We start from the raw sequence: 18099 nt of genomic DNA, 5'->3' as shown, positions 1-18099 counted from the left end.
CGAGCAGGGGCATGGCAGCACTGAGGCCGCGGTGCGGCAGCGCCCCAAAGGGGCGCGGGGCTGTGTCGATCAGCGGCTCCGCCGCGCGGGCGCGACCAGCCACGACGGCGCCGCAGTTGATCGACGGCCCATGGCGGCCCCGCGGCCCCGCGGCACAGCCGCTGATCGACGCAGCCGGCGGAGCGCTCAGCCCGTGCGCCGGGGGCTCGGGTGAGGGTGGCGGCCGAGGAGTTCGGCCAGGCCCTGGCGGGTTGCGGCGAGTACCACGCGGTCCTGGGGGCGCAGTACGTAGCCGGGGTGGATGTCCCAGATCAGGCCGGCCGGGCGGGGGGAGCCGTCGTGGGTGGGGGTGGCGGACAGGTCGGGCATCCGCTCGTCCGGTGCGGAGGTGTCGAGGGCCAGGACGCGCCAGGCGCCGGCGCGGAAGGACTCGGCGAGGGTGCGGCCTTCGAGCTGGGGATGACCGGCGACGTCGAGGGCCGCGAAGAGGAGTACGCGCCGCTCGACGGGGATGGCGCCGAGGATCTGGCGGCCCATCATGGCTCCGGCGAAGGCGGGCGCGGCCAGCGTGGAGACGCTGCGGCTGCGGGTCAGGGCCTGCGGGTGGGTGGCGCGCAGGGTGCGGTGGACGGCCGTGGCGAAGTCGTCGTCGTACAGCCGCAGCGCGACCCGCAGACCGGGTTCGACGGAGCGTGCGTACAGCACGGCCTCCAGGTTGGTGGTGTCGCTGCTGGTGAGGGCGAGCAGGGCGTGCGCGCGGTGGATCTTGGCGGCCTCCAGGACGCCCTCCTGGGTGACGTCCCCGATGACCGTGGGCACCCGCAGCCGGCGGGCGAGCGGCACGCCCCGCGCCTCGGGGTCCTCCTCCACGCACACCACGGGGATGCCGAGCTCCCTCAGCCGGGACAGCACCCGGGTGCCGACCTTGCCGAGGCCGAGCAGCACGACATGCCCGGACAGGCCGCGCGGCGGGCGGCGCAGCGCGGAGGCGGTGCGGAAGGTGCCGAGCGCCTCCAGGACCGCCGCGAGCAGGACGGGCAAGAGCAGCAATCCGGCGAGTCCGGCGAGGAGTTGGAGCACCTGACGGGCGGGGGGATCGTCGAGCGCCGGGTCGTTGATCGCGAAGAGGTCGAGCAGGATGACGTATCCGGCGTGCAGCGGATGGACGTTGTCGGCGGTCAGCCAGGTGGCCACGGCCAGGCCCAGCAGGCAGGAGACCAGCCCGGCCAGCGACCAGCGCAGCCGGCGCGAGAACAGTGAGCCCAGCGGCGCTCCCCGGCCCGCCAGGCGCCCCGCCGGCTCCGGCGGGCCGGTGTGCGTGACGGCCTGCAGGATCACGGTGCCGCGCCCGGTGGCGGCGGCCACCGTGTCCTCGTCCGGCAGCAGCGCCGGCCCCGCTTCGCCGCTGGCGTCGGAACCCTCCTCGCCGGACGGGTCGTTCGTGGTCGACGACAGCAGGGCGAGGGTGCACAGGCCGGGGTCGGCCACCTGGCCGGGGCCGGGCGGGGTGCGTTCCGCGGCGCGCAGCAGCAGCCCGTCGGCCTGGACGACCTTGCTGGTGCCGGCGATCGCGGTGGCCGCCAGCGCCGGGGCGGCGGTGTCCGCGTCCGACAGGACGGTGGTGGAGGTGTCCAGCGCCTCCGGGTCCAGACCGGGCACGGCGAGCGCGGCGGCCTGGTCGAGGAGTTCCTCCAGGTGCTGGCCGAGCTTGCGGTTGTAGAGCCGGATGACCAGGCGCAGCCGCGGGTTGAGGCGGCGGGCGGCCAGCGCGGCGCGGATGTTGGTCTCGTCGTCGTCATGGACCAGCGCCATCGCGGCGGCCTCACGCACCCCGGCTTCGGCCATGACGGACTCGTCCAGCTCGTGGGCCTGAAGCACCCGGGGCCGGTCGGCACCGTCGTCGGCGGACGGCCCTCCCATCCGGTTCACCAGGGCCTGCACCGGGCCGGACAGGGTCCAGGACCGCCCCCGCCCGGCGGCATCGCTCTGCCGCGCGGGCGGCAGGACGAGGGTCACCTGCTCCCGGTACACCGTGGTGAGTTCGGCGGCCAGCCGTTCGGCGAGCGCGTCGTCACCACAGACGATCATGTGACTCGGCCGGGGGAGACCGCGTGTCGGCTGGGGGAGGAGGGCCATACCGTTCCTCTACCCCCGGTCGCGGACCGACACGGCGCGCGTCTCCTCCTGGGCGGTGCGCGGCGCCGGAGTGCCGCCGTCGACACCGGCGATGTCCTCGACGTGGAAGATTCGGGCGATCGGTACGTCGGTGGAGCTGTGCGCGATGATCGAGAAGGCGATGCACACGGCGATGAGGGTGAACGCCTCCTCGCCCTGCGGGATCCCGGCCTGCAGCACCAGCAGCCCGTACACCACGGACGCGAATCCCTTCGGGCCGAACCAGGCCGCGACCAGCTTCTCCTGCCGGGTGAAGCGCGTGCCCAGCAGCGACAGCAGCAGCGAGGCGGGCCGGATCAGCACGATGGCCAGCACGACGGCCGCGTACCCGCCCAGGGACAGGTCGCCGAACAGCTGCGGCGTCAGCAGCGCGCCGAACACCAGCAGCGCCGCGAACTTGGCGAGTTCGGCCAGCGACTCGCCCAGCGGCTCGAACGCCTCCTTCGCCTCGAGGGAGCGGGCGGTGAGCACGGCTCCGGCCGAGAACGCGGCGAGGTAGGGGTTGGCGTGGGTCAGGTGGCAGGCGGCGTACAGGATCACGCCGATCGCCAGCGGCAGCAGCGGCTGGAGCTTCGGCTCCGCCCCCAGCAGCGGGAAGCGTACGAGCTCGATCACCACGAAGGGCAGGACGACACCGAAGACCAGCCCCAGGACCAGCTCCAGCGCGATCGCCCCGAGGTCGGCCTCGGCGTGCCCGGAGGTGGGCCCGGCCGCGGCGATCAGGATGAGCACGACGGGCAGGGCGAGGCCGTCGTTGATGCCGCTCTCGACGTTCAGCAACTGCCGCAGCTTCGCGGGGACTTCCTTGCGCCCGACGATGGCCGAGGCGAACACCGGGTCGGTGGGCGCCAGCACGGCGCCGACCAGGAAGGACGTCGTCCAGTCCAGGCCCACCAGGAAGTGCGTGATCAGCGACATGCCGATGAACGCGAGCGGCATGCCGAGCCCGAGGGCGCGGGCGGGGTTGCGCCAGTTCTCCCGCAGCTTCGGGAAGGAGACGTGCATGCCGTCGGTGAACAGCACCGCGAACAGCGCCAGATCGGCGGTGACGGAGACGATCTCGCTGTCCTCGGTGATGTGGATCAGCCCGAGGAACCCGTCACTGACGAGGGCGCCGCCGACCAGGAAGAGCAGGGACGTCGACAGGACGGTCCTGGCGGCGAGACCGGACAACAGCACCGCGATGAGCAGTGCCACTCCGAAGACAACGACGAGCACCATGACCCGCACCCCCGATCGGCGAAAGGACTTCTGTCAATGACCGCCGACCCGACTTCCCGGCACACCAGAGGGAACCGTACACGTTCTTTACGCTCCGTTGACAGCCCCGTGAGGCGCACTGTCGTGGGTCCGACGCTGCCGGGTCACGGCAATGTCGCGACCGGCGCCCTTGGACGCGATCTCCGCGCCGGGATGCGTTAATAGGGCGTCAATGCCAACGACGTATTCGAATCCGGGGGCCGCGCATGATGAGCCGGGACGTGTCCGACGAGTACCTGGACGGGTTTGCCGGCATCCTCGCGGACGCCTCCGCGACCGGTCGTCGGCTGACGCGTGAGGAGATCGACTCCCGCCGGGTGCTGGGCGAGCAGGCCGCGGAGGCCGGTCACGGCCTGCGTGCCCTGGTGGCCGCCCACTTGTCCGAGACCCGGGCCAACTGGCCGACCGCGAACGGCGTCACCACCGACAGTGTGCTCGCCGCCGTGGCACAGGCCCTCGACGCCTTCGCCGAGGGCTACGAGCGGGCTCAGCGGCTCGCCGTGCGCCAGGAGGAGGCCGCCCGGCGCGAGTTCGTCGACGACCTGCTCTACGGCCGCAGCGACCTGGGCCGGCTGGCGCAGCGGGCGGAACGCTACGGGCTGCGGCTGTCGTACGAGCACGCGGTGGCCGTGGCGCGCGGCGACGTCCCCTACGACGAGGGCGACCCGGTGCCCCGGGAGGTGGAGCGCGCCCTGATAGGCCGGTTCGGCGACCGCAGCATCCTGCTCACCACGAAGGACGGCCGGCTCGTGTGCGTCGCCCCGGGCGACCAGGACGACGTCCTCACCTACTTCGCCAAGCAGGCGTACGCCGCCACCGGGGGCGGCCAGGTGGCGATCGGCCGCTCGCAGCCCGGCGCGGCCGGCGTGGTCCAGTCCTACGAGCAGGCCCTGAACGCCCTGGACCTGGCCGAGCGCCTGGAGCTCGAGGACCCCGTCCTGCACGCCTCCGACCTCCTCGTCTACCCCGTCCTCACCCGGGACCGGCAGGCCATGGCGGACCTCGTGCACAGCGCGCTGGGCCCGCTGCGCCAGGCCCGGGGCGGGGCGCGCCCGCTCCTCGACACCCTCACCGCCTACTTCGACTCCGGCTGCGTGGCCGCGGAGGCCGCCCGCCGGCTCTCACTGAGCGTGCGTGCCTTCACCTACCGCCTGGAGCGCATCCACAAGCTCACCGGCGCCGACCCCTCCGACCCCGTGCACCGCTACACCCTCCAGACCGCGGTGATCGGCGCGAGGCTCCTGGACTGGCCGGAAAAGCCGCTCTGAGCCGGAAGCCGCCGGTCCTCAAGCCCTGCTCAGCAGCCGGCCCATGGCCGCGAGCACCGACGGCTCGACCCGGTAGTACACCCAGGTCCCGCGCCGCTCGGACGTCAGCAGCCCGGCGTCCTTGAGCTTCTTCAGGTGGTGGGAGACGGTCGGCTGGGAGACCCCGACGTCGGAGATGTCGCAGACGCACGCCTCGCCGCCCTCGTGCGAGGCGACCGCGGAGAACAGCCGCAGCCGCACCGGATCGCCCAGGGCCTTGAACATCCGCGCGGCCGTCTCGGCCTCCTCGGCGGTGAACGGGCGCTCGGTCAGCGGCGGGCAGCACGGCGCCACAGCCCCACCGTCGGCGGGTTCCAGCAGCGGCAGCACCTCGGTGTTCGACATGCTTCTATATTGACACTCGTCGAACCAAATGCCAAGCTGGCCGGACAAGACATCGACAAACATCGAATCAAGGGGGATTCCAGTGAGGATTTCAATGGGGATTCCAGTGAACGCGCCCACCGACGACCGGCTGCCCGTCGTGGTCATCGGCGCAGGCCCGATCGGCCTCGCCGCAGCCGCCCACCTCATCGAGCGGGACATCGAACCGCTGGTCCTGGAGGCGGGCCCGTCCGCCGCCACCGCCGTACGCGACTGGGCGCACGTGCGGCTGTTCTCCCCGTGGGCCGAGGTCACCGACCCCGCCGCCGAGAAGCTGCTCGCCCCCACCGGCTGGGTCCGCCCCGACGGGGCCGGCTATCCGACGGGCGGCGACTGGGCCGAGCGGTACCTCCAGCCGCTCGCCGACACTCTCGGCGACAAGATCCGCTACGGCGCCACGGTGACCGGCGTCGCCCGCGCCGGCCGGGACCGGATCGTCGACTCCGGTCGCGAGGAGCAGCCCTTCACCGTGCACATCGCCGGCCCGGACGGCAGCGAGGAGCGCATCACCGCCCGCGCGGTCATCGACGCCTCCGGCACCTGGTCCGTGCCGAGCCCGATGGGCGCGAACGGCCTGCCCGCCCTCGGCGAGAAGCGGGCCGCCGACCGCATCTCCTACCGCGTCCCCGACCTCAACGACCCAGCTGTCCGCGCCCGTTACGCCGGCAGGCGCACCGCCGTCATCGGCTCCGGCGCCTCCGCCTTCACCGCCCTGGCCCACCTCGCCGACCTGGCCGAGGAACAGGACGGCACGCATGCGGTGTGGATCCTGCGCCGCGGCATCACCGGCTCCACCTACGGCGGCGGCGAGGCCGACCAGCTCCCGGCCCGCGGCGCCCTGGGCCTGCGCGCCAAGGCCGCCGTCGAGGCCGGCCACGCCGACGCGGTCACCGGCTTCCGTACACAGGCTGTGGATCGCGACGGCGAGCGACTGGTACTCGTCTCCGAGGACGGCCGCCGCCTGGGCCCGGTCGACGAGGTCATCGTGCTCACCGGCTTCCGCCCCGACCTGTCCTTCCTCTCCGAGCTCCGCCTCGGCCTGGACGAGCGCCTCCAGGCCCCGACCGCCCTGGCCCCGCTGATCGACCCCAACGTCCATTCCTGCGGCACCGTCTACCCGCACGGCGTGCGGGAGCTCTCCCACCCGGAGAAGGGCGTCTACCTGGCCGGCATGAAGTCCTACGGCCGCGCCCCGACCTTCCTCGCCATGACCGGCTACGAACAGGTCCGCTCCATCGCCGCCGCGATCGCCGGCGACCAGGACGCGGCGGAACGTGTGGAGTTGACCCTGCCGGAGACCGGAGTCTGCGGCGGCTCCGGCCTGTACGACGACCCCGACGCCGCCCAGAGCGGCAGCGACGGCGGCGGCTGCTGCGCCGCCCCGGCCACCCTCCGGATCGGCATCGGCGCCCCCACCACGTCCGGCGGCTGCTGACCTCATGGCCGTGCCCGGCAGGCGGTGTCCCGGGCGGGCAGCCGGCCCTCCGTCAGGCAATGTTCACCATGTCGGTGACGCAGGCAGGGGAGGCACCGGGGAAGCGGGCGCCCGGCCCTGGTCTGGGGGGAGAGAGCGGGCCGGGCGCCGTGGCTCCACCCTCCCGTCCGGCACCCCTCCTCCGCCTCGGCCGAACGGCCATGCTCCGCCCGGCCTTGGACCGTCACGTCGGCCGAATGGCTGAGTGCCGGCACCACGGGCCCCGCGTCAGGGCGCTGCCGAACCGCAGCGGACTTCTCCCGACCCGCTCAGTCGCGGTCGCTCCTCGCCCGACTGCCACTGACCTTCCCGCTCCCGTTCCCGGCCCCGGCGGGCGGGGCGAGGTCGCGCGGCTGCGTGAGAGGAAGGCTGGGCGGATAGAACTGCGCGTACCAGCGACGCAGCGCCTTGATGCCCTTTTCGTGGGGCAGCAGGACCGGGCGCGGCTGATGGATCTTGTGGTCCCAGATCCGGACCTCCTCGCGCACCTCGCCCAGGGCCTCCCTGCGGAAGACGAGCTTGAGCACGGGCGTCAGGAGCGGGAACCGGGCCGGCTTGCGGAGGTAGTACAGCATCCGCATCTCGCTGGTGCGGTCGTCGACCGGGGTGGTGAGGGCGACGGCCGTCACGGAGAGGGCCGGCCCGTGGGTGCGGACCACCATGACACCCGGCCCGTACATGAACGCGTCGAAGGTGTTGTCGATGTCCCGCCCGAGAACGCGTCGCAGGATCCGGCCGCGGGCCTCCGCGAAGGGACCGTCGGATCGCCAGTCCTGGACGAGGGGTTCGCTCTGGCCGTGGAGGAAGTGGAAGTGGGACTCGTCCACGATGTTCTCGCGCATTTCCTGGATGTGGATGCGCGCGCGGCAGGTGTCGTCGATCGGAGTGGCGTACCGCCCGGACTTCGCCTCCGGGATCTCCGGCACCTCCCATGACGGCTCGTCCGGACCGACGTGGACGAAGATGAGCCCGCTGTGCTCACGGACCGGAAAGCCGCCGAGGGACACCTTGGGGTTCCGGTGCGCGAACGGTGCCTTCACACACCGCCCGTCCGGCCCGAATCGCCAGCCGTGGAACGGGCATTCCACGGCGCCGTCCACGACCCTGCCCCCGGCGCCGAGGTGCGCGCCGTAGTGGGGGCAGTGCGCATCCCGTACGGCCGCCCGGCCATCGGCTCCTCGGAAGGCGATGAGCGCCCGTCCGAAGTAGTGGAGGCTGACGACCCTGCCCGGGCGCAGTTCGGCGCTGCGGAGCACGGCGTACCACCCGTAGGGAACAGCCGGCATCGGGTAGAAGTCGGCTCGCCGATCGCGCGGCAGCGCGGCGAGTTTGTCATGGCTCCGACGTAAAGGCATGAGGAGATGCTAGGGCTTGTACGGCAGATCGGGCTCTGACCCAGCGGCGGGTGGCGGCTAGTCGGTCTCTCGTTCCAGGACGCGGCGTGCCGCCTCGGCCTCCGCCGCCGGTGGTGACAGTTCGTCGAGGGTGTCGAGTTCGTCGTCCGATTCCAGTTCCCGCTCCCAGGCCGCCGCGAGGCGCTCCTGCTCCTGGCGTGGCTTGCCGCCCACGGCCTCGCGCTGCCGCGGGTCCAGTGCTGTCAGGAATCGTCCGACCGGGTCCGTGGGCATACGGTGCTCCTTGTCGCAGGAAGGGATGCCCCCTGGTCCCAGCATGGCTGAACGCTCCCGCCGCCGGCCGCCCGACACCGCCGGGGGACACCCCGTTGGCCTCCTCGGCCGCGCCGAGTGGCACGGTCGGCGTGGTGTTCTGCCGGGGAAATGACGGATCCTTTGACGGCCGCGCGAGCACACCGCCGCCACCAGCTACCCGAGGAGCGACCCGTCATTGGTTAACTTCCTGCATGCCCTGCGCCGCCGTCGCCGGGCCAAGCAGCCGACCCCCCACTTCGGCGCCGACCAGCACGGGGACCAGCGGGTCGCCGTCATCGGCCTCGGCCGGTTCGGCAGTTCGCTCGCCAACGAGCTGATGCGCCGCGGCTGGGACGTCCTGGGCGTCGACACCAGCACCCAGATCGTGCAGCGCCTGAGCGACGACCTCACCCACACCGCCGTCGCCGACTGCACCGACCCCGAGGCCCTGCGCCAGCTCGGCGTGCACGAGTTCACGAGTGCCGTCGTCGGCATCGGCACCGACATAGAGGCCTCCATTCTGATCGCCTCCAATCTGCTGGAGGCCGAGGTCCCCAACATCTGGGCCAAGGCCATCAGCCGTCAGCACGGGCAGATCCTGGAGCGTCTCGGCGTCCACCACGTGGTCCTGCCGGAGCACGAGATGGGCGAGCGGGTGGCCCACCTGGTGACCGGCCGGATGCTGGACTTCATCGAGTTCGACGACGACTACGCCCTGGTGAAGACCATCGCGCCGGAGATCGCCACCGGGGTGGCGCTGGGTGAGAGTGAGGTCCGGTCCAAGTACGGGGTGACGGTCGTCGGGATCAAACGGCCGGGCGAGGGGTTCACGTACGCCACCGCCGAGACGGTCATCGCCAAGGGCGACGTCATCATCGTCACCGGCAGGACCCAGGCCGTGGAGTCCTTTGCCGAGTTGAGTTGAGCCGAGCGACAGAAATCCCTTACAGGAGTCTGACGCGGCCCTCGTTCCGCACCGGCACCCCGTTCCCTCTGGTCACTCTGGTCCCATCCGCAGCCGCGATGGCCTCGCACCGACACGACGGACACAGAGGAATGGGACATGGACATGCACAGCGGTTACAGCGACCACAGCCGCCCGAGCCGGCACTCCGGCACGCGCCACGGGCACCGCGCGAAGCGCAGGACACGGCGCGTCGTCCTGGCCGGCGGCGCCCTCGCCACCGTCGCGGCGGCCACCGTGGCCGTGACCGTGGCCTCGGCCGGCCAGTACGCCGGGAGCGCCGCCGGGGCCGATCACGCCGTCTTCGTCCAGGGCAACGAGCTGGACGGCAACACCATCCATGTGTTCGCACGGGGCGACGACGGCAAGCTCAAACCCGCCGGCACCTACGAGACCGGCGGCAAGGGCGGCGACCAGATCGACGCCCCGACCGACTCGCTCGCCTCCCAGGGCTCACTCGTCTACGACGACCGCTCGGGGATGCTGCTGGCGGTCAACGCCGGGAGCGGCACGGTGACCTCGTTCCGTGCCGAGGGACAGGAACTGAGGGACCGGAAGGTCGTGAGCTCCGGTGGGGAGTTCCCGTCGAGCATCGCCGTGCACGGCGAGATCGCGTACGTCATGAACGCGGGCGGCGAGGGCAGCGTCCAGGGCTTCCGGATCACCGGCGAGGGCCTTCGGCCGCTGGAGGGGTCCCACCGCTCGCTGGGCCTGGACAACGAGGACATACCGCGCTTCGACACCTCGCCCGGCGAAGTCGAGTTCACCCCGGACGGACGCAATCTGGTGGTCACCACCAAGGGCAACAACACCGTCGAGGTCTTCCCGATGAAGAGCGACGGTCTTCCGGCCGTCGACGAACCGGTGGTCAGTGAATCGGCCGGCGGTGTCCCCTTCGCGATCAGCTTCGACGCGACCGGGAAGCGGATGCTGGTCGCCGAGGCGGAGAAGTCCACCGTCACCACGTACAAGGTCAAGCACGACGGCAAGCTGAAGGTCCTTCAGCAGCCGCTGGCCAGCGGGCAGGAGACCCTGTGCTGGCTGGAGCGCGCGGGCGACTTCTTCTACGGCGGCAACACCGGCAACTCCACCGTCACCGGCTACCGCATGGACGAGCAGGGCAAGCTCTCGCTGACCAACGACGTGGGCATCGCCACCCCGCCCTCCGCCGATTCCCAGGGCGTGATCGACCTCGCCGTCACCGAGGACGAGAAGTTCGTCTACGTCCAGAACGCCGTCTCCGGCACCGTCGACGGCTTCCGCGTCGAGGCCGACGGCGCCCTCACCAAGGTGACGACGGCCGAGGACCTGCCCGTCTTCGGCGAGTCCGGGATGGAGGGGATCGCCGCGGTCTGAGCCACGGCCCGGGGGAATGGGGGGGGCTCCGGAACGGGTGACACATCGCACCGGCCGTGCGCTATGGGAGTAGCCAACCCCATCCCTCTCTCCGTGCCGCACTCGCTCCCCCCGAAGCGGCAAGGAGAGACGGGGGGCGGCCGGAGCCCCTCCCACGCACGCGGGCCCCGGCCGCCGGCCGCTCCGGGCCGGCCGCCGCCGCAGGCCTCCTCGGCACTCACCGGCCGGTCGTTCCTCAGCCCGCCGAAGAGCCGCTCCGCCTTCGCCGCGTCCCACTTCACGGCGCTGCCCTTGGAGGTGTTGAAGCCGGGTCCGGCCACGGGGACGTTGAGCTGTCTGCCGTTGCCGGCGGAGACGCCGTGCATCGCCTGGAAGAGGGACGCGAGGGTGGGCAGGTCCATGTCCTTGTCCACGACCAGGGTGTCCAGCGCGGCGTTCAGCAGCGGGTAGGTGTCGAAGGGGTTCAGGGCCGTGCCGGGAGCGGCCGCCTTGCCGGCCAGGGCGGAGAGGAACTTCCGCTGGTTGCGGGAGCGGCCCAGGTCGCCGTCGGCCTCCTGGTGACGCTGGCGGACGAACGCGAGTGACTGGGCGCCGTCCAGGGTGTGACAGCCCTTCGTCAGGTCCAGCCCGGACTTCTCGTCCCTGATGTTCCGGTCCACGCACATCTCCACCCCGCCGACCGCGTCCACGACGCCGACGAAGCCCCCGAAGCCGATCTCCGCGTAATGGTCGATACGCAGGCCGGTGTTCAGCTCGACGGTGCGGACCAGGAGGCGGTCATCGAGGCGGGCGGCCCCGCTTCGTTCCAGGCCTTCCTGAACCGCGACTTGGACATGCTGCTCTTCTTCCGTTCCCCCGGCGGAGGCCTGAGCCCCGTGATCCGCACGACCGAGCCCGAGGCCGGGTTCGGCGACGAATACACCGAGTCGGGCTCCGGAGCCGGGAACTCCGCCGCCGCGGCCGGTCCGGTGGCGACGGAGAAGGTCGTCATGGCGCTGCTCAACGGCCCGCGGGAGCAAGACCGAGCCGCCGGCCTGAGCACCGCCCTCCCCGCCGCCCTCCCCGGCCGGACCGTCGAGGTCGAGTCCGTCCCGGGCGGCCGGGTCACAGCCCGCCTGCCCCTCGCCCTGGAGGGCCTGGGCAGCACCGCGCTACGCCAGCTCACCTGCACGATCGCCTACAGCCGGGACGCCGAGGGCCAGGTCGAGGTGGAGCTGACGGGGCTGGACGGGGCGTCGAGGTCGGGCACCTGCGGGCTCGCCGTCGGCGCGCGGGGCTGAGAAGCGAGGCTGAGAACTCGTCAAGGGGAAGCAGGGGTTCCCGCAGTGCTCAGCGCCCGGACGATGCGGGCCAGGTCGGCGGGGGCCGCCGCGAGGTGGACCGGGCGGCCCGCGTCGTCGAGTTCGGCGACCTGCCAGCCTCTGGGGACGCCGTCACCGTCGCCGCCGCGGGGGCGCCGTACGTCCTTGACGGTGAGCCGCTCCACCGGGATCCGCTTCGCCGCGAACCGGCCCGGGCCGGGGTGGGGCGTGACGGCGGGCGGGCCGCCGCCGAGGACGATGTGGGTGCCGAAGTTGTTCGGGTTGTAGTCGGTGGACTCCAGGAAGCGGGCGGCCAGGAAGACCTCCTCGTCCTCGTCGGAGGGCTTCTGGAGCGTTTGAGTCGCAGCCGCGGCCTTCTCGGGCGTACGGACGCGGGTCGCGCGCCAGGCCCGGATGAACAGGCACAGCGAGACGAGCGATCCCGCGACCGCCCAGGTGAGGGCCCCGGGGGAGGTCGGCGGGGACGTGGGGTGGAGGTAGCAGAGCGGCAGCAGCCACAGGGCCGTGGCGACCAGGGCGCCCGCGAACGGGAGCGCCGACGGCAGGACCTCGTCGGCGGGCAGCCGGCGCCCGCGTCGGCGCAGCAGCACCAAGGAGGCGGGGTAGCCCGCGGCGAGCGCGCACCCGGCGGCGATGACGGCGACGTCTCCGCCGCCGGGGAAGTGCTCGCGCCAGACGTGGTGTTCGCCGGTGACCTCCCTCACCTCGCGGCGCCAGACGGTGAGTTCGACGCGGTCGCCGGGCTGGAACCCCCGGGCGCCCTCCTGCGAGACCGACAGCCGCTCCAGCGGCCGGCCGTCGGCGAAGTACAGCCAACTGCGCTGCTTCCCCGAGCCGACCTCGACCCGTGTGATCACGGCCGGCAGGGTGGTCAGGCACTCCCGGGAGGGCGCATCGGCGGCGCACGGGGCAGCCGACTCCCACGCACGCTTCAGCGACTCCGTGGCCGGCACGAACCAGGCGGCCAGACCGGCGCCCGCGAGCAGCAGCACGCACAGGCTCAGCGGCACGGCCGTACCGCGCCCGGCGGTGCGCTTGGAGATGACGGCGACGTGGCTCGACTCCGGGGTGCCGTACCTGCGGTGCAGCGCGCGCAGCGCGTCCAGCTTGGCGTCGAAGTCCGCCCGGTCGTTCGAGGACGCGCTGGCCGGCAGGGGCAGGCGGCGAGTGCGTCCGCCGCGCAGCACCACCTCGACGCGGTGGATCTCCTGGCCGTTACGCCCGTACTGCACGTACACGCGCAGGTCGGCGATGTCGTGCCAGGGCACGCGGCGGCGGCGCAGCAGCGTCCGGGAGCGCACGCCGTACGCGTCGGCGCTCACCTGGGCGACGGCCCCGTACAGGAACACGACGCCGAGCAGCGCGGCGAACAGGCCCACGTAGACCCACGCGTCCGCCGGCCCGCCCCCGTACGCCACGCGCACCACGGCCGGCCCCGTCCCGGCCAGGATCACCCCGGCCGATGCGAACACGACGAACCGCCGCACGGAGCGCTTCAGCTGAGGACGGCACGTCACTTCCGGGACACCACTCATGCGCGGAATCGTGCCATCGGCCGGGTTGCGCCTGCTTGTGCGGTGTACGGCAGATTTCCGGGCCGCGACGCTGCCGGGTCGGCCACCTCGCCACAACCCTGGCGCTGTCCCGTGGGTCTAGCCGTTGCTTCAGCGGTCGAGAACGATCGAGCACGGTCGAAGAGAGGACTCCCATGCCGGGTCTCAGAGGTACGTCGGTGATAGCGGTGGTGGGTTTCGGGATCCTGGCGTTGGCAGGGTGCCAGGAGGCGTCGGATTCCCCCACCGGCTCGGACACACCCGCCTCCGCCTCGGCCTCCCCTTCCCCTACTTCCACGCCCTCGCCCTCGCCTTCCGCACTGGCCCCGACGCCGACCGGCACCCCTACGACCAGTCCTGCCACCCCGAGGGCCACATCCCCCACTCCCGTCGTGAGCGTCAGCGGGCCCGCAGAGCGCCCGGGCTGCCGCAACCTGAGCGCCGGCAGCCAAGTGAAGGCCGCCGTGACGGAGGCGTACCGGCGTAGCTTTCCGCGGTTCGTCCATATTCGGCCGGCGCCGGGGCAGTTCTACTACGGCCAGTGCGGCGGCGTCCGTTACGCCGCCACCAGCTTCGAGGCCACTGCTGGCGCCACCCACGACGAACTGGTGGGCATGCAGGACGAGGGCAGCGCCACCAAGTACTTCCGTGGCACCTCCGCCGGCGGCTGGGCCTACCTCACCAGCGACGGCTTCCCCCGTGGGGCACGAGGCTGCGGCGATATCGCGCAGATCCCCGAAGTCCTCTCCACGCTCTGGGGGAACTGCCCGGCCGGGCGGTGAGCGCCGAACGCCCGCGACGTTCGCCGGGCCGCCAGGCAGTCGGGCCGCCCGGAGACTTCCGGATTCCGGCAGTGACGAGGGGGTGGGCGCGAGGGCAGACTTCGCGTCGGGGAGCAGGGGAAAGGGGCGGGACGTGGTGGTTTTCCTGTGGATCTCGATCGGGCTGTTCACGCTGGTACTGCTGCCTTTCGGCATCGCCATGCTCCGTGGCTGGTCGCCGATGAGGGTGCGTGCGCGGTGCTCCCCGGCACGGATCCGGGTGAACGGGGTCGCCGCGCTCGTGCTGTGGGTGGGTGGCCTGGTGCCCCTCGTGGCCGGGCTGGCCGGCCTGCCCCGTGAGGCCGCCTCCACTCTGCTGGCCGCGATCACGCCCCCGCTGGTGTTTCTGAGCCTGGGGCTGCAGCTCGGCGCGGCCCTCTCCGACTGGTTCGCAAGGCGCGGACCCTTGGTGCAGGACCCACGGGACCCGAGGGAGTCAGGGTGCTCAAGAGCCGGGTGAAGGCGAAGTGCACAGAGCAGTGGACGTCTCCCGCGGCGGCCCGGCGGCGGGCGCGCCGCTGGACCGCCTTCGCCGTGGCGCTCGTGGCGTCGCCCTTCGCCACGCTCGCCGTCGCGGCAACCGGTCTGTTTCCCGCAGAGGTGGCGATCGTGGCGATGATCGCGGGACTGGCAGGATCCCTGCTGCTCTCCGAACTGAACACGGAGAAGTCGCGGCCGCGCCGCCCCAGAAACCTCATGATCGCGCGGACTCTGACCGGTGAGCGCACCGTGGACCTGTCCCGCATCGAGCGGGTCCGGCTGCTGACCTATTTCTCCACCGGCGGTGTCTCGGAACGCGTCCTGCTGGTGCGCGACGCCCACGGCACCTCCCTCGGCCTCACCGAGCCGGCCTCCCAAAGGGCGCTGCGCCGAGCCCTCGAACGCCTGCCCAAGCACGGGCCCCAGCCCCGGGTGAGCAAGGCGGCCCTGGTCCACCTCGGCATGCTCCCGGCCCCCGGCCGGCTCGCCTTCCACACCATCACCGTCTGGCTCGGCACCGTGCTCGGACTCTGCGGTTACGTGGGCGCCGTGCTCAAACTCGCCAATTGAGCCTCGAACCGACGGTCTGCCCCACCTCCCCGCGGCGGGAGCGGACCAGGGCCAGTCGGCCCAGGACCGTGGCGGCCAGTCCCAGCACCAGGGCCATGGCGCCGCCGACCACTCCGTTGCCGGTGCCGGGGCCGCCGTCGGCGACGGCCAGGTTCAGCGCGCCGACGGTCATGCCGGCCAGGCCCGCCACCAGGGACACTACGGGTGCCCGCTTCGCGTTGCCGCCCCGCCCGGCGGACCGGGACCGGGCCAGCGCCAGCCCGCCGATGATCACACCGGCCAGCGCCACCAGTGCCGCCGCGGTGCCCACGAACCGGCCGGCGGTCAGTTCGTAGGCATCGGCGGCCACCGACTCAAATCCAACCGACTCAAATCCGACAGACATGTCTCCTCCTGTGACTGGACGTGGTCCGATACGACCGGACGTGGTCCGAGCATGTCCGCCGCACCCACCGCCGGTCGTCCCGCGGACGGACGCACTTCCCGCTACCGCGAGCGCTGCGGAAGCCGGCGAAGTACCACGTGTGCGGTAGTCGGCCGCTCGTCCGCGAGCGGGACTCGCCCGCGGCGGCGCCCGGCTAGGGTGCGGCTATGAGGACGGGGCTCTCCGGTGTCCGCGCCAGGGTCACAGACTGGGCGATCGCCATCGGCGTGGCGGTGACGCTGCTGGTCACCGGGCTGTCCGGGCCGCAGTCCGCCACCGGCCCCGACCTGCTCGGCTACGCACTGCTGACGGCCGGCGGCCTGGCGCTGGCCGCGCGCCGCCGGGCTCCGGTCGTCGTGCTGGCGGTCACCGGGCTGTGCGCGGCGGGCTACCAGGCGGCCGGTTTCGACGTGCCCGCCGTCGCGTACCTGTTCGCGGTGTACGCGGCCGTACGGGCCGGACACCGCACCCTCACCATCGCCGCGAGCGTGGCCCTGCTGGCCCTGCTGCCCCTCGCGGCCCTGGTCTCGGGTCTGCACGACACGGGCGAGGCGTTCGCGCGGGCCCGCGGCGCCCTGGAGATCGCCTGGCTGATCGCCGCCGGCGCCGCGGGTGAGGCGCTGCGGCAGGCCGAGCGGCGGGCGGACGAGGCCGAGCGCACCCGGGAGGAGACCGCGCGGCGCCGCGCCGACGACGAGCGGCTGCGGATCGCACGGGAGCTGCACGACTCGCTCACCCACCAGATCTCGATCATCAAGGTGCAGTCCGAAGTCGCCGTCCATGTGGCCCGCAGACGCGGCGAGCAGGTGCCGGAGGCGCTGCTGGCGATCCAGGTGGCCGGCCGGGAGGCGAGCCGTGAGCTGCGCGCGACGCTTCAGGCGCTGCGCGACGACGACACGACCCCGCCGCGCGGCCTCGACCACATCAAGGAACTCGTGGAACGAGCCCGTACGTTCGGCCTGGACATGACGCTGACGATCGAGGGACCGCGGGGCGAGATGCCGGCCGCGGTGGAGCGGACCGCCTACCGGATCGTCCAGGAGGCGCTCACCAACGTCGCCCGGCACGCGGACGCGAGCGCGGCGTCGGTCCGGATCGACTGCCGTGCGGACACCCTCGCGATACGCGTCGACGACGACGGCAGGGCGACGCCGGACAGCGCTCCGGTGCCCGGCGTCGGGCTGCTCGGCATGCGCGAACGCGTCACCGCCCTGGGCGGCCGCCTGCGCGCCGCGCCCCGTGACGAGGGCGGCTTCACCGTCCAGGCCGAACTCCCCGTGGAGCAGACGTCATGATCCGGGTCCTGCTGGTCGACGACCAGCCGCTCATCCGCAGCGGATTCCGCGCACTGCTCGACCTCGAGGACGACATCGAGGTGGTGGCCGAGGCCGCCGACGGCAAAGAGGGCCTGTCGCTGGCCAGGCGGCATCTGCCCGACATCGCGCTCGTCGACATCCAGATGCCGGTCATGGACGGCATCGAGGTCACCCGGCGCGTCGCCGCCGACCCGGCCCTGGAGCGGATGCATGTCGTCATCCTGACCAACTACGGCATGGACGAGTACGTCTTCGACGCGCTGCGCGCCGGCGCCGCCGGATTCCTCGTCAAGGACATCCTGCCGGAGGACCTCCTGCACGCCGTCCGCGTCGCGGCGCGCGGTGACGCCCTGCTCGCACCCTCGATCACCCGCAAGCTCATCAACCGCTACGTCACCCAGCCGCTCAACTCCGGCCTCGACAAGGCGCTGGAGGAACTGACCAACCGCGAACGCGAGGCGGTCGCCCTGGTCGCACAGGGCCTGTCCAACGACGAGATCGCCGGCCGCATGGTGATCAGCCCGCTCACGGCGAAGACCCACGTCAACCGGGCCATGACCAAACTCCACGCCCGGGACCGCGCCCACCTGGTCGTCCTCGCCTACGAATCCGGCCTGGTGACCCCGCGCGACTCCTGAGGGGCGATCTCCTCGAGCAGTCCCTCGACGAGCTTCTTGATCTCGTCCCGGATGGGACGCACCGCCTCGACACCCTGGCCGGCCGGGTCGTCCAGCTTCCAGTCCAGGTACCGCTTGCCGGGGAAAACCGGGCAGGTGTCGCCGCAGCCCATGGTGACGCAGACGTCGGACTCCTGGACCGCGTCCACGGTGAGCATCTTCGGGACCTCGGCGGAGATGTCGATGCCGACCTCGGCCATGGCCTCGACGGCGGCCGGGTTGACCTGGTCGCCGGGGTTGGAGCCGGCGGAGCGGACCTCGACGCGGTCCCCGGCCAGGTGGGTCAGCCACGCGGCGGCCATCTGGGAGCGGCCGGCGTTGTGGACACAGACGAACAGCACGGAGGGTTTGTCGGACATCACGGTCT

Annotated in this window: 18 protein-coding genes and 1 pseudogene; 10 read left to right on the top strand and 9 right to left on the bottom strand. The window is 72.5% G+C overall.

Features of this window, described 5'->3' with window-relative positions:
- Nucleotides 1–186: 186 nt before the first annotated feature.
- Nucleotides 187–2088, bottom strand: coding sequence for an NAD-binding protein (locus ACP4J3_RS15790; RefSeq protein ID WP_426534652.1), 1902 nt, complete (start codon nucleotides 2086–2088; stop codon nucleotides 187–189).
- A gap of 57 nt (nucleotides 2089–2145) precedes the next feature.
- The gene (locus ACP4J3_RS15785; RefSeq protein WP_426534650.1) at nucleotides 2146–3396 is read right to left on the bottom strand and encodes a cation:proton antiporter; all 1251 of its coding nucleotides are present in this window, start codon (nucleotides 3394–3396) and stop codon (nucleotides 2146–2148) included.
- Nucleotides 3397–3641: 245 nt separating this feature from the next.
- Here ACP4J3_RS15785 and ACP4J3_RS15780 point away from each other — a divergent pair, with 245 nt between their 5' ends.
- Complete coding sequence (locus tag ACP4J3_RS15780; protein ID WP_426534648.1) at nucleotides 3642–4703, top strand: PucR family transcriptional regulator; 1062 nt, start codon at nucleotides 3642–3644, stop codon at nucleotides 4701–4703.
- A gap of 18 nt (nucleotides 4704–4721) precedes the next feature.
- Here the strand turns inward: ACP4J3_RS15780 and ACP4J3_RS15775 are convergent, their stop codons facing one another.
- Nucleotides 4722–5087, bottom strand: coding sequence for an ArsR/SmtB family transcription factor (locus tag ACP4J3_RS15775; protein WP_426534646.1), 366 nt, complete (start codon nucleotides 5085–5087; stop codon nucleotides 4722–4724).
- Between the two features lie 106 nt (nucleotides 5088–5193).
- Between ACP4J3_RS15775 and ACP4J3_RS15770 the strand changes: the two genes are divergently transcribed.
- Entirely contained in the window at nucleotides 5194–6561 is a 1368-nt protein-coding gene (locus ACP4J3_RS15770) for an NAD(P)-binding domain-containing protein (RefSeq protein WP_426534644.1), read from the top strand.
- Nucleotides 6562–6869: 308 nt separating this feature from the next.
- Here ACP4J3_RS15770 and ACP4J3_RS15765 read toward each other — a convergent pair whose 3' ends face one another.
- A complete protein-coding gene (locus ACP4J3_RS15765) occupies nucleotides 6870–7955 on the bottom strand; it encodes a Rieske 2Fe-2S domain-containing protein (RefSeq protein WP_426534642.1) in 1086 nt (361 codons plus the stop codon).
- 57 nt (nucleotides 7956–8012) lie between these two features.
- The gene (locus ACP4J3_RS15760; protein ID WP_426534640.1) at nucleotides 8013–8228 is read right to left on the bottom strand and encodes a hypothetical protein; all 216 of its coding nucleotides are present in this window, start codon (nucleotides 8226–8228) and stop codon (nucleotides 8013–8015) included.
- A gap of 217 nt (nucleotides 8229–8445) precedes the next feature.
- Here ACP4J3_RS15760 and ACP4J3_RS15755 point away from each other — a divergent pair, with 217 nt between their 5' ends.
- Nucleotides 8446–9174 carry a potassium channel family protein gene (locus ACP4J3_RS15755; RefSeq protein ID WP_426534638.1) on the top strand — a complete coding sequence of 243 codons (729 nt, stop codon included), beginning with the start codon at nucleotides 8446–8448 and terminating at the stop codon, nucleotides 9172–9174.
- 138 nt (nucleotides 9175–9312) lie between these two features.
- The gene (locus tag ACP4J3_RS15750) at nucleotides 9313–10569 is read left to right on the top strand and encodes a lactonase family protein (protein ID WP_426534636.1); all 1257 of its coding nucleotides are present in this window, start codon (nucleotides 9313–9315) and stop codon (nucleotides 10567–10569) included.
- Nucleotides 10570–10778: 209 nt separating this feature from the next.
- On the opposite strand, the pseudogene ACP4J3_RS15745 reads toward ACP4J3_RS15750, so the two are convergent.
- Nucleotides 10779–11342, bottom strand: a pseudogene (locus tag ACP4J3_RS15745) (LCP family protein); the annotation flags it as partial.
- On the opposite strand from ACP4J3_RS15745, the gene ACP4J3_RS15740 reads away from it, so the two are divergent.
- Entirely contained in the window at nucleotides 11295–11849 is a 555-nt protein-coding gene (locus ACP4J3_RS15740; protein ID WP_426534809.1) for a hypothetical protein, read from the top strand. The pseudogene ACP4J3_RS15745 and the gene ACP4J3_RS15740 sit on opposite strands and share 48 nt — an antisense overlap.
- A gap of 20 nt (nucleotides 11850–11869) precedes the next feature.
- On the opposite strand, the gene ACP4J3_RS15735 is transcribed toward ACP4J3_RS15740, so the two are convergent.
- Nucleotides 11870–13426, bottom strand: a complete 1557-nt coding sequence (locus tag ACP4J3_RS15735; protein WP_426534634.1) for a PH domain-containing protein — start codon at nucleotides 13424–13426, stop codon at nucleotides 11870–11872.
- Nucleotides 13427–13836: 410 nt separating this feature from the next.
- On the opposite strand from ACP4J3_RS15735, the gene ACP4J3_RS15730 reads away from it, so the two are divergent.
- The 3 genes from ACP4J3_RS15730 to ACP4J3_RS15720 all read left to right on the top strand — a co-directional run bounded on the left by ACP4J3_RS15730 (nucleotide 13837) and on the right by ACP4J3_RS15720 (nucleotide 15315).
- Nucleotides 13837–14226 (top strand): hypothetical protein, encoded by a 390-nt coding sequence (locus ACP4J3_RS15730; protein WP_426534632.1) that lies wholly within the window; start codon nucleotides 13837–13839, stop codon nucleotides 14224–14226.
- A gap of 133 nt (nucleotides 14227–14359) precedes the next feature.
- Entirely contained in the window at nucleotides 14360–14725 is a 366-nt protein-coding gene (locus ACP4J3_RS15725) for a hypothetical protein (RefSeq protein WP_426534630.1), read from the top strand.
- Nucleotides 14707–15315: a hypothetical protein gene (locus ACP4J3_RS15720; protein WP_426534628.1), complete on the top strand. Its 609-nt coding sequence runs from the start codon at nucleotides 14707–14709 to the stop codon at nucleotides 15313–15315. Before ACP4J3_RS15725 ends, ACP4J3_RS15720 begins: the two co-directional genes overlap by 19 nt.
- On the opposite strand, the gene ACP4J3_RS15715 is transcribed toward ACP4J3_RS15720, so the two are convergent.
- Nucleotides 15299–15700, bottom strand: coding sequence for a DUF6223 family protein (locus ACP4J3_RS15715; protein WP_426534626.1), 402 nt, complete (start codon nucleotides 15698–15700; stop codon nucleotides 15299–15301). The two genes, ACP4J3_RS15720 and ACP4J3_RS15715, sit on opposite strands and share 17 nt — an antisense overlap.
- A 206-nt stretch (nucleotides 15701–15906) precedes the next feature.
- On the opposite strand from ACP4J3_RS15715, the gene ACP4J3_RS15710 reads away from it, so the two are divergent.
- Complete coding sequence (locus ACP4J3_RS15710; RefSeq protein ID WP_426534624.1) at nucleotides 15907–17034, top strand: sensor histidine kinase; 1128 nt, start codon at nucleotides 15907–15909, stop codon at nucleotides 17032–17034.
- On the top strand, nucleotides 17031–17693 hold the full coding sequence (locus ACP4J3_RS15705) for a response regulator (RefSeq protein ID WP_426534622.1): 663 nt from the start codon (nucleotides 17031–17033) through the stop codon (nucleotides 17691–17693). The genes ACP4J3_RS15710 and ACP4J3_RS15705 overlap by 4 nt, the downstream gene beginning before the upstream one ends.
- On the opposite strand, the gene ACP4J3_RS15700 is transcribed toward ACP4J3_RS15705, so the two are convergent.
- Nucleotides 17657–18091: an arsenate reductase ArsC gene (locus ACP4J3_RS15700; protein ID WP_426534620.1), complete on the bottom strand. Its 435-nt coding sequence runs from the start codon at nucleotides 18089–18091 to the stop codon at nucleotides 17657–17659. The two genes, ACP4J3_RS15705 and ACP4J3_RS15700, sit on opposite strands and share 37 nt — an antisense overlap.
- Between the last annotated feature and the right edge of the window lie 8 nt (nucleotides 18092–18099).

The organism is Streptomyces sp. UG1, from assembly GCF_049974585.1.
Taxonomy (GTDB): Bacteria; Actinomycetota; Actinomycetes; order Streptomycetales; family Streptomycetaceae; genus Streptomyces.
This window is presented reverse-complemented; position numbering and strand designations above follow the sequence as displayed.

What these genes read in the sequence shown, in the direction of transcription:
- ACP4J3_RS15735 (WP_426534634.1), bottom strand. Translation starts at nt 13,426, where the DNA reads ATGAGTGGTGTCCCGGAAGTGACGTGCCGTCCTCAGCTGAAGCGCTCC.
- ACP4J3_RS15710 (WP_426534624.1), top strand. Translation starts at nt 15,907, where the DNA reads ATGAGGACGGGGCTCTCCGGTGTCCGCGCCAGGGTCACAGACTGGGCG.
- ACP4J3_RS15705 (WP_426534622.1), top strand. Translation starts at nt 17,031, where the DNA reads ATGATCCGGGTCCTGCTGGTCGACGACCAGCCGCTCATCCGCAGCGGA.
- ACP4J3_RS15715 (WP_426534626.1), bottom strand. Translation starts at nt 15,700, where the DNA reads ATGTCTGTCGGATTTGAGTCGGTTGGATTTGAGTCGGTGGCCGCCGAT.
- ACP4J3_RS15700 (WP_426534620.1), bottom strand. Translation starts at nt 18,091, where the DNA reads ATGTCCGACAAACCCTCCGTGCTGTTCGTCTGTGTCCACAACGCCGGC.
- ACP4J3_RS15750 (WP_426534636.1), top strand. Translation starts at nt 9,313, where the DNA reads ATGGACATGCACAGCGGTTACAGCGACCACAGCCGCCCGAGCCGGCAC.
- ACP4J3_RS15765 (WP_426534642.1), bottom strand. Translation starts at nt 7,955, where the DNA reads ATGCCTTTACGTCGGAGCCATGACAAACTCGCCGCGCTGCCGCGCGAT.
- ACP4J3_RS15785 (WP_426534650.1), bottom strand. Translation starts at nt 3,396, where the DNA reads ATGGTGCTCGTCGTTGTCTTCGGAGTGGCACTGCTCATCGCGGTGCTG.
- ACP4J3_RS15790 (WP_426534652.1), bottom strand. Translation starts at nt 2,088, where the DNA reads ATGATCGTCTGTGGTGACGACGCGCTCGCCGAACGGCTGGCCGCCGAA.
- ACP4J3_RS15740 (WP_426534809.1), top strand. Translation starts at nt 11,295, where the DNA reads ATGGTCGATACGCAGGCCGGTGTTCAGCTCGACGGTGCGGACCAGGAG.
- ACP4J3_RS15780 (WP_426534648.1), top strand. Translation starts at nt 3,642, where the DNA reads ATGATGAGCCGGGACGTGTCCGACGAGTACCTGGACGGGTTTGCCGGC.
- ACP4J3_RS15775 (WP_426534646.1), bottom strand. Translation starts at nt 5,087, where the DNA reads ATGTCGAACACCGAGGTGCTGCCGCTGCTGGAACCCGCCGACGGTGGG.
- ACP4J3_RS15760 (WP_426534640.1), bottom strand. Translation starts at nt 8,228, where the DNA reads ATGCCCACGGACCCGGTCGGACGATTCCTGACAGCACTGGACCCGCGG.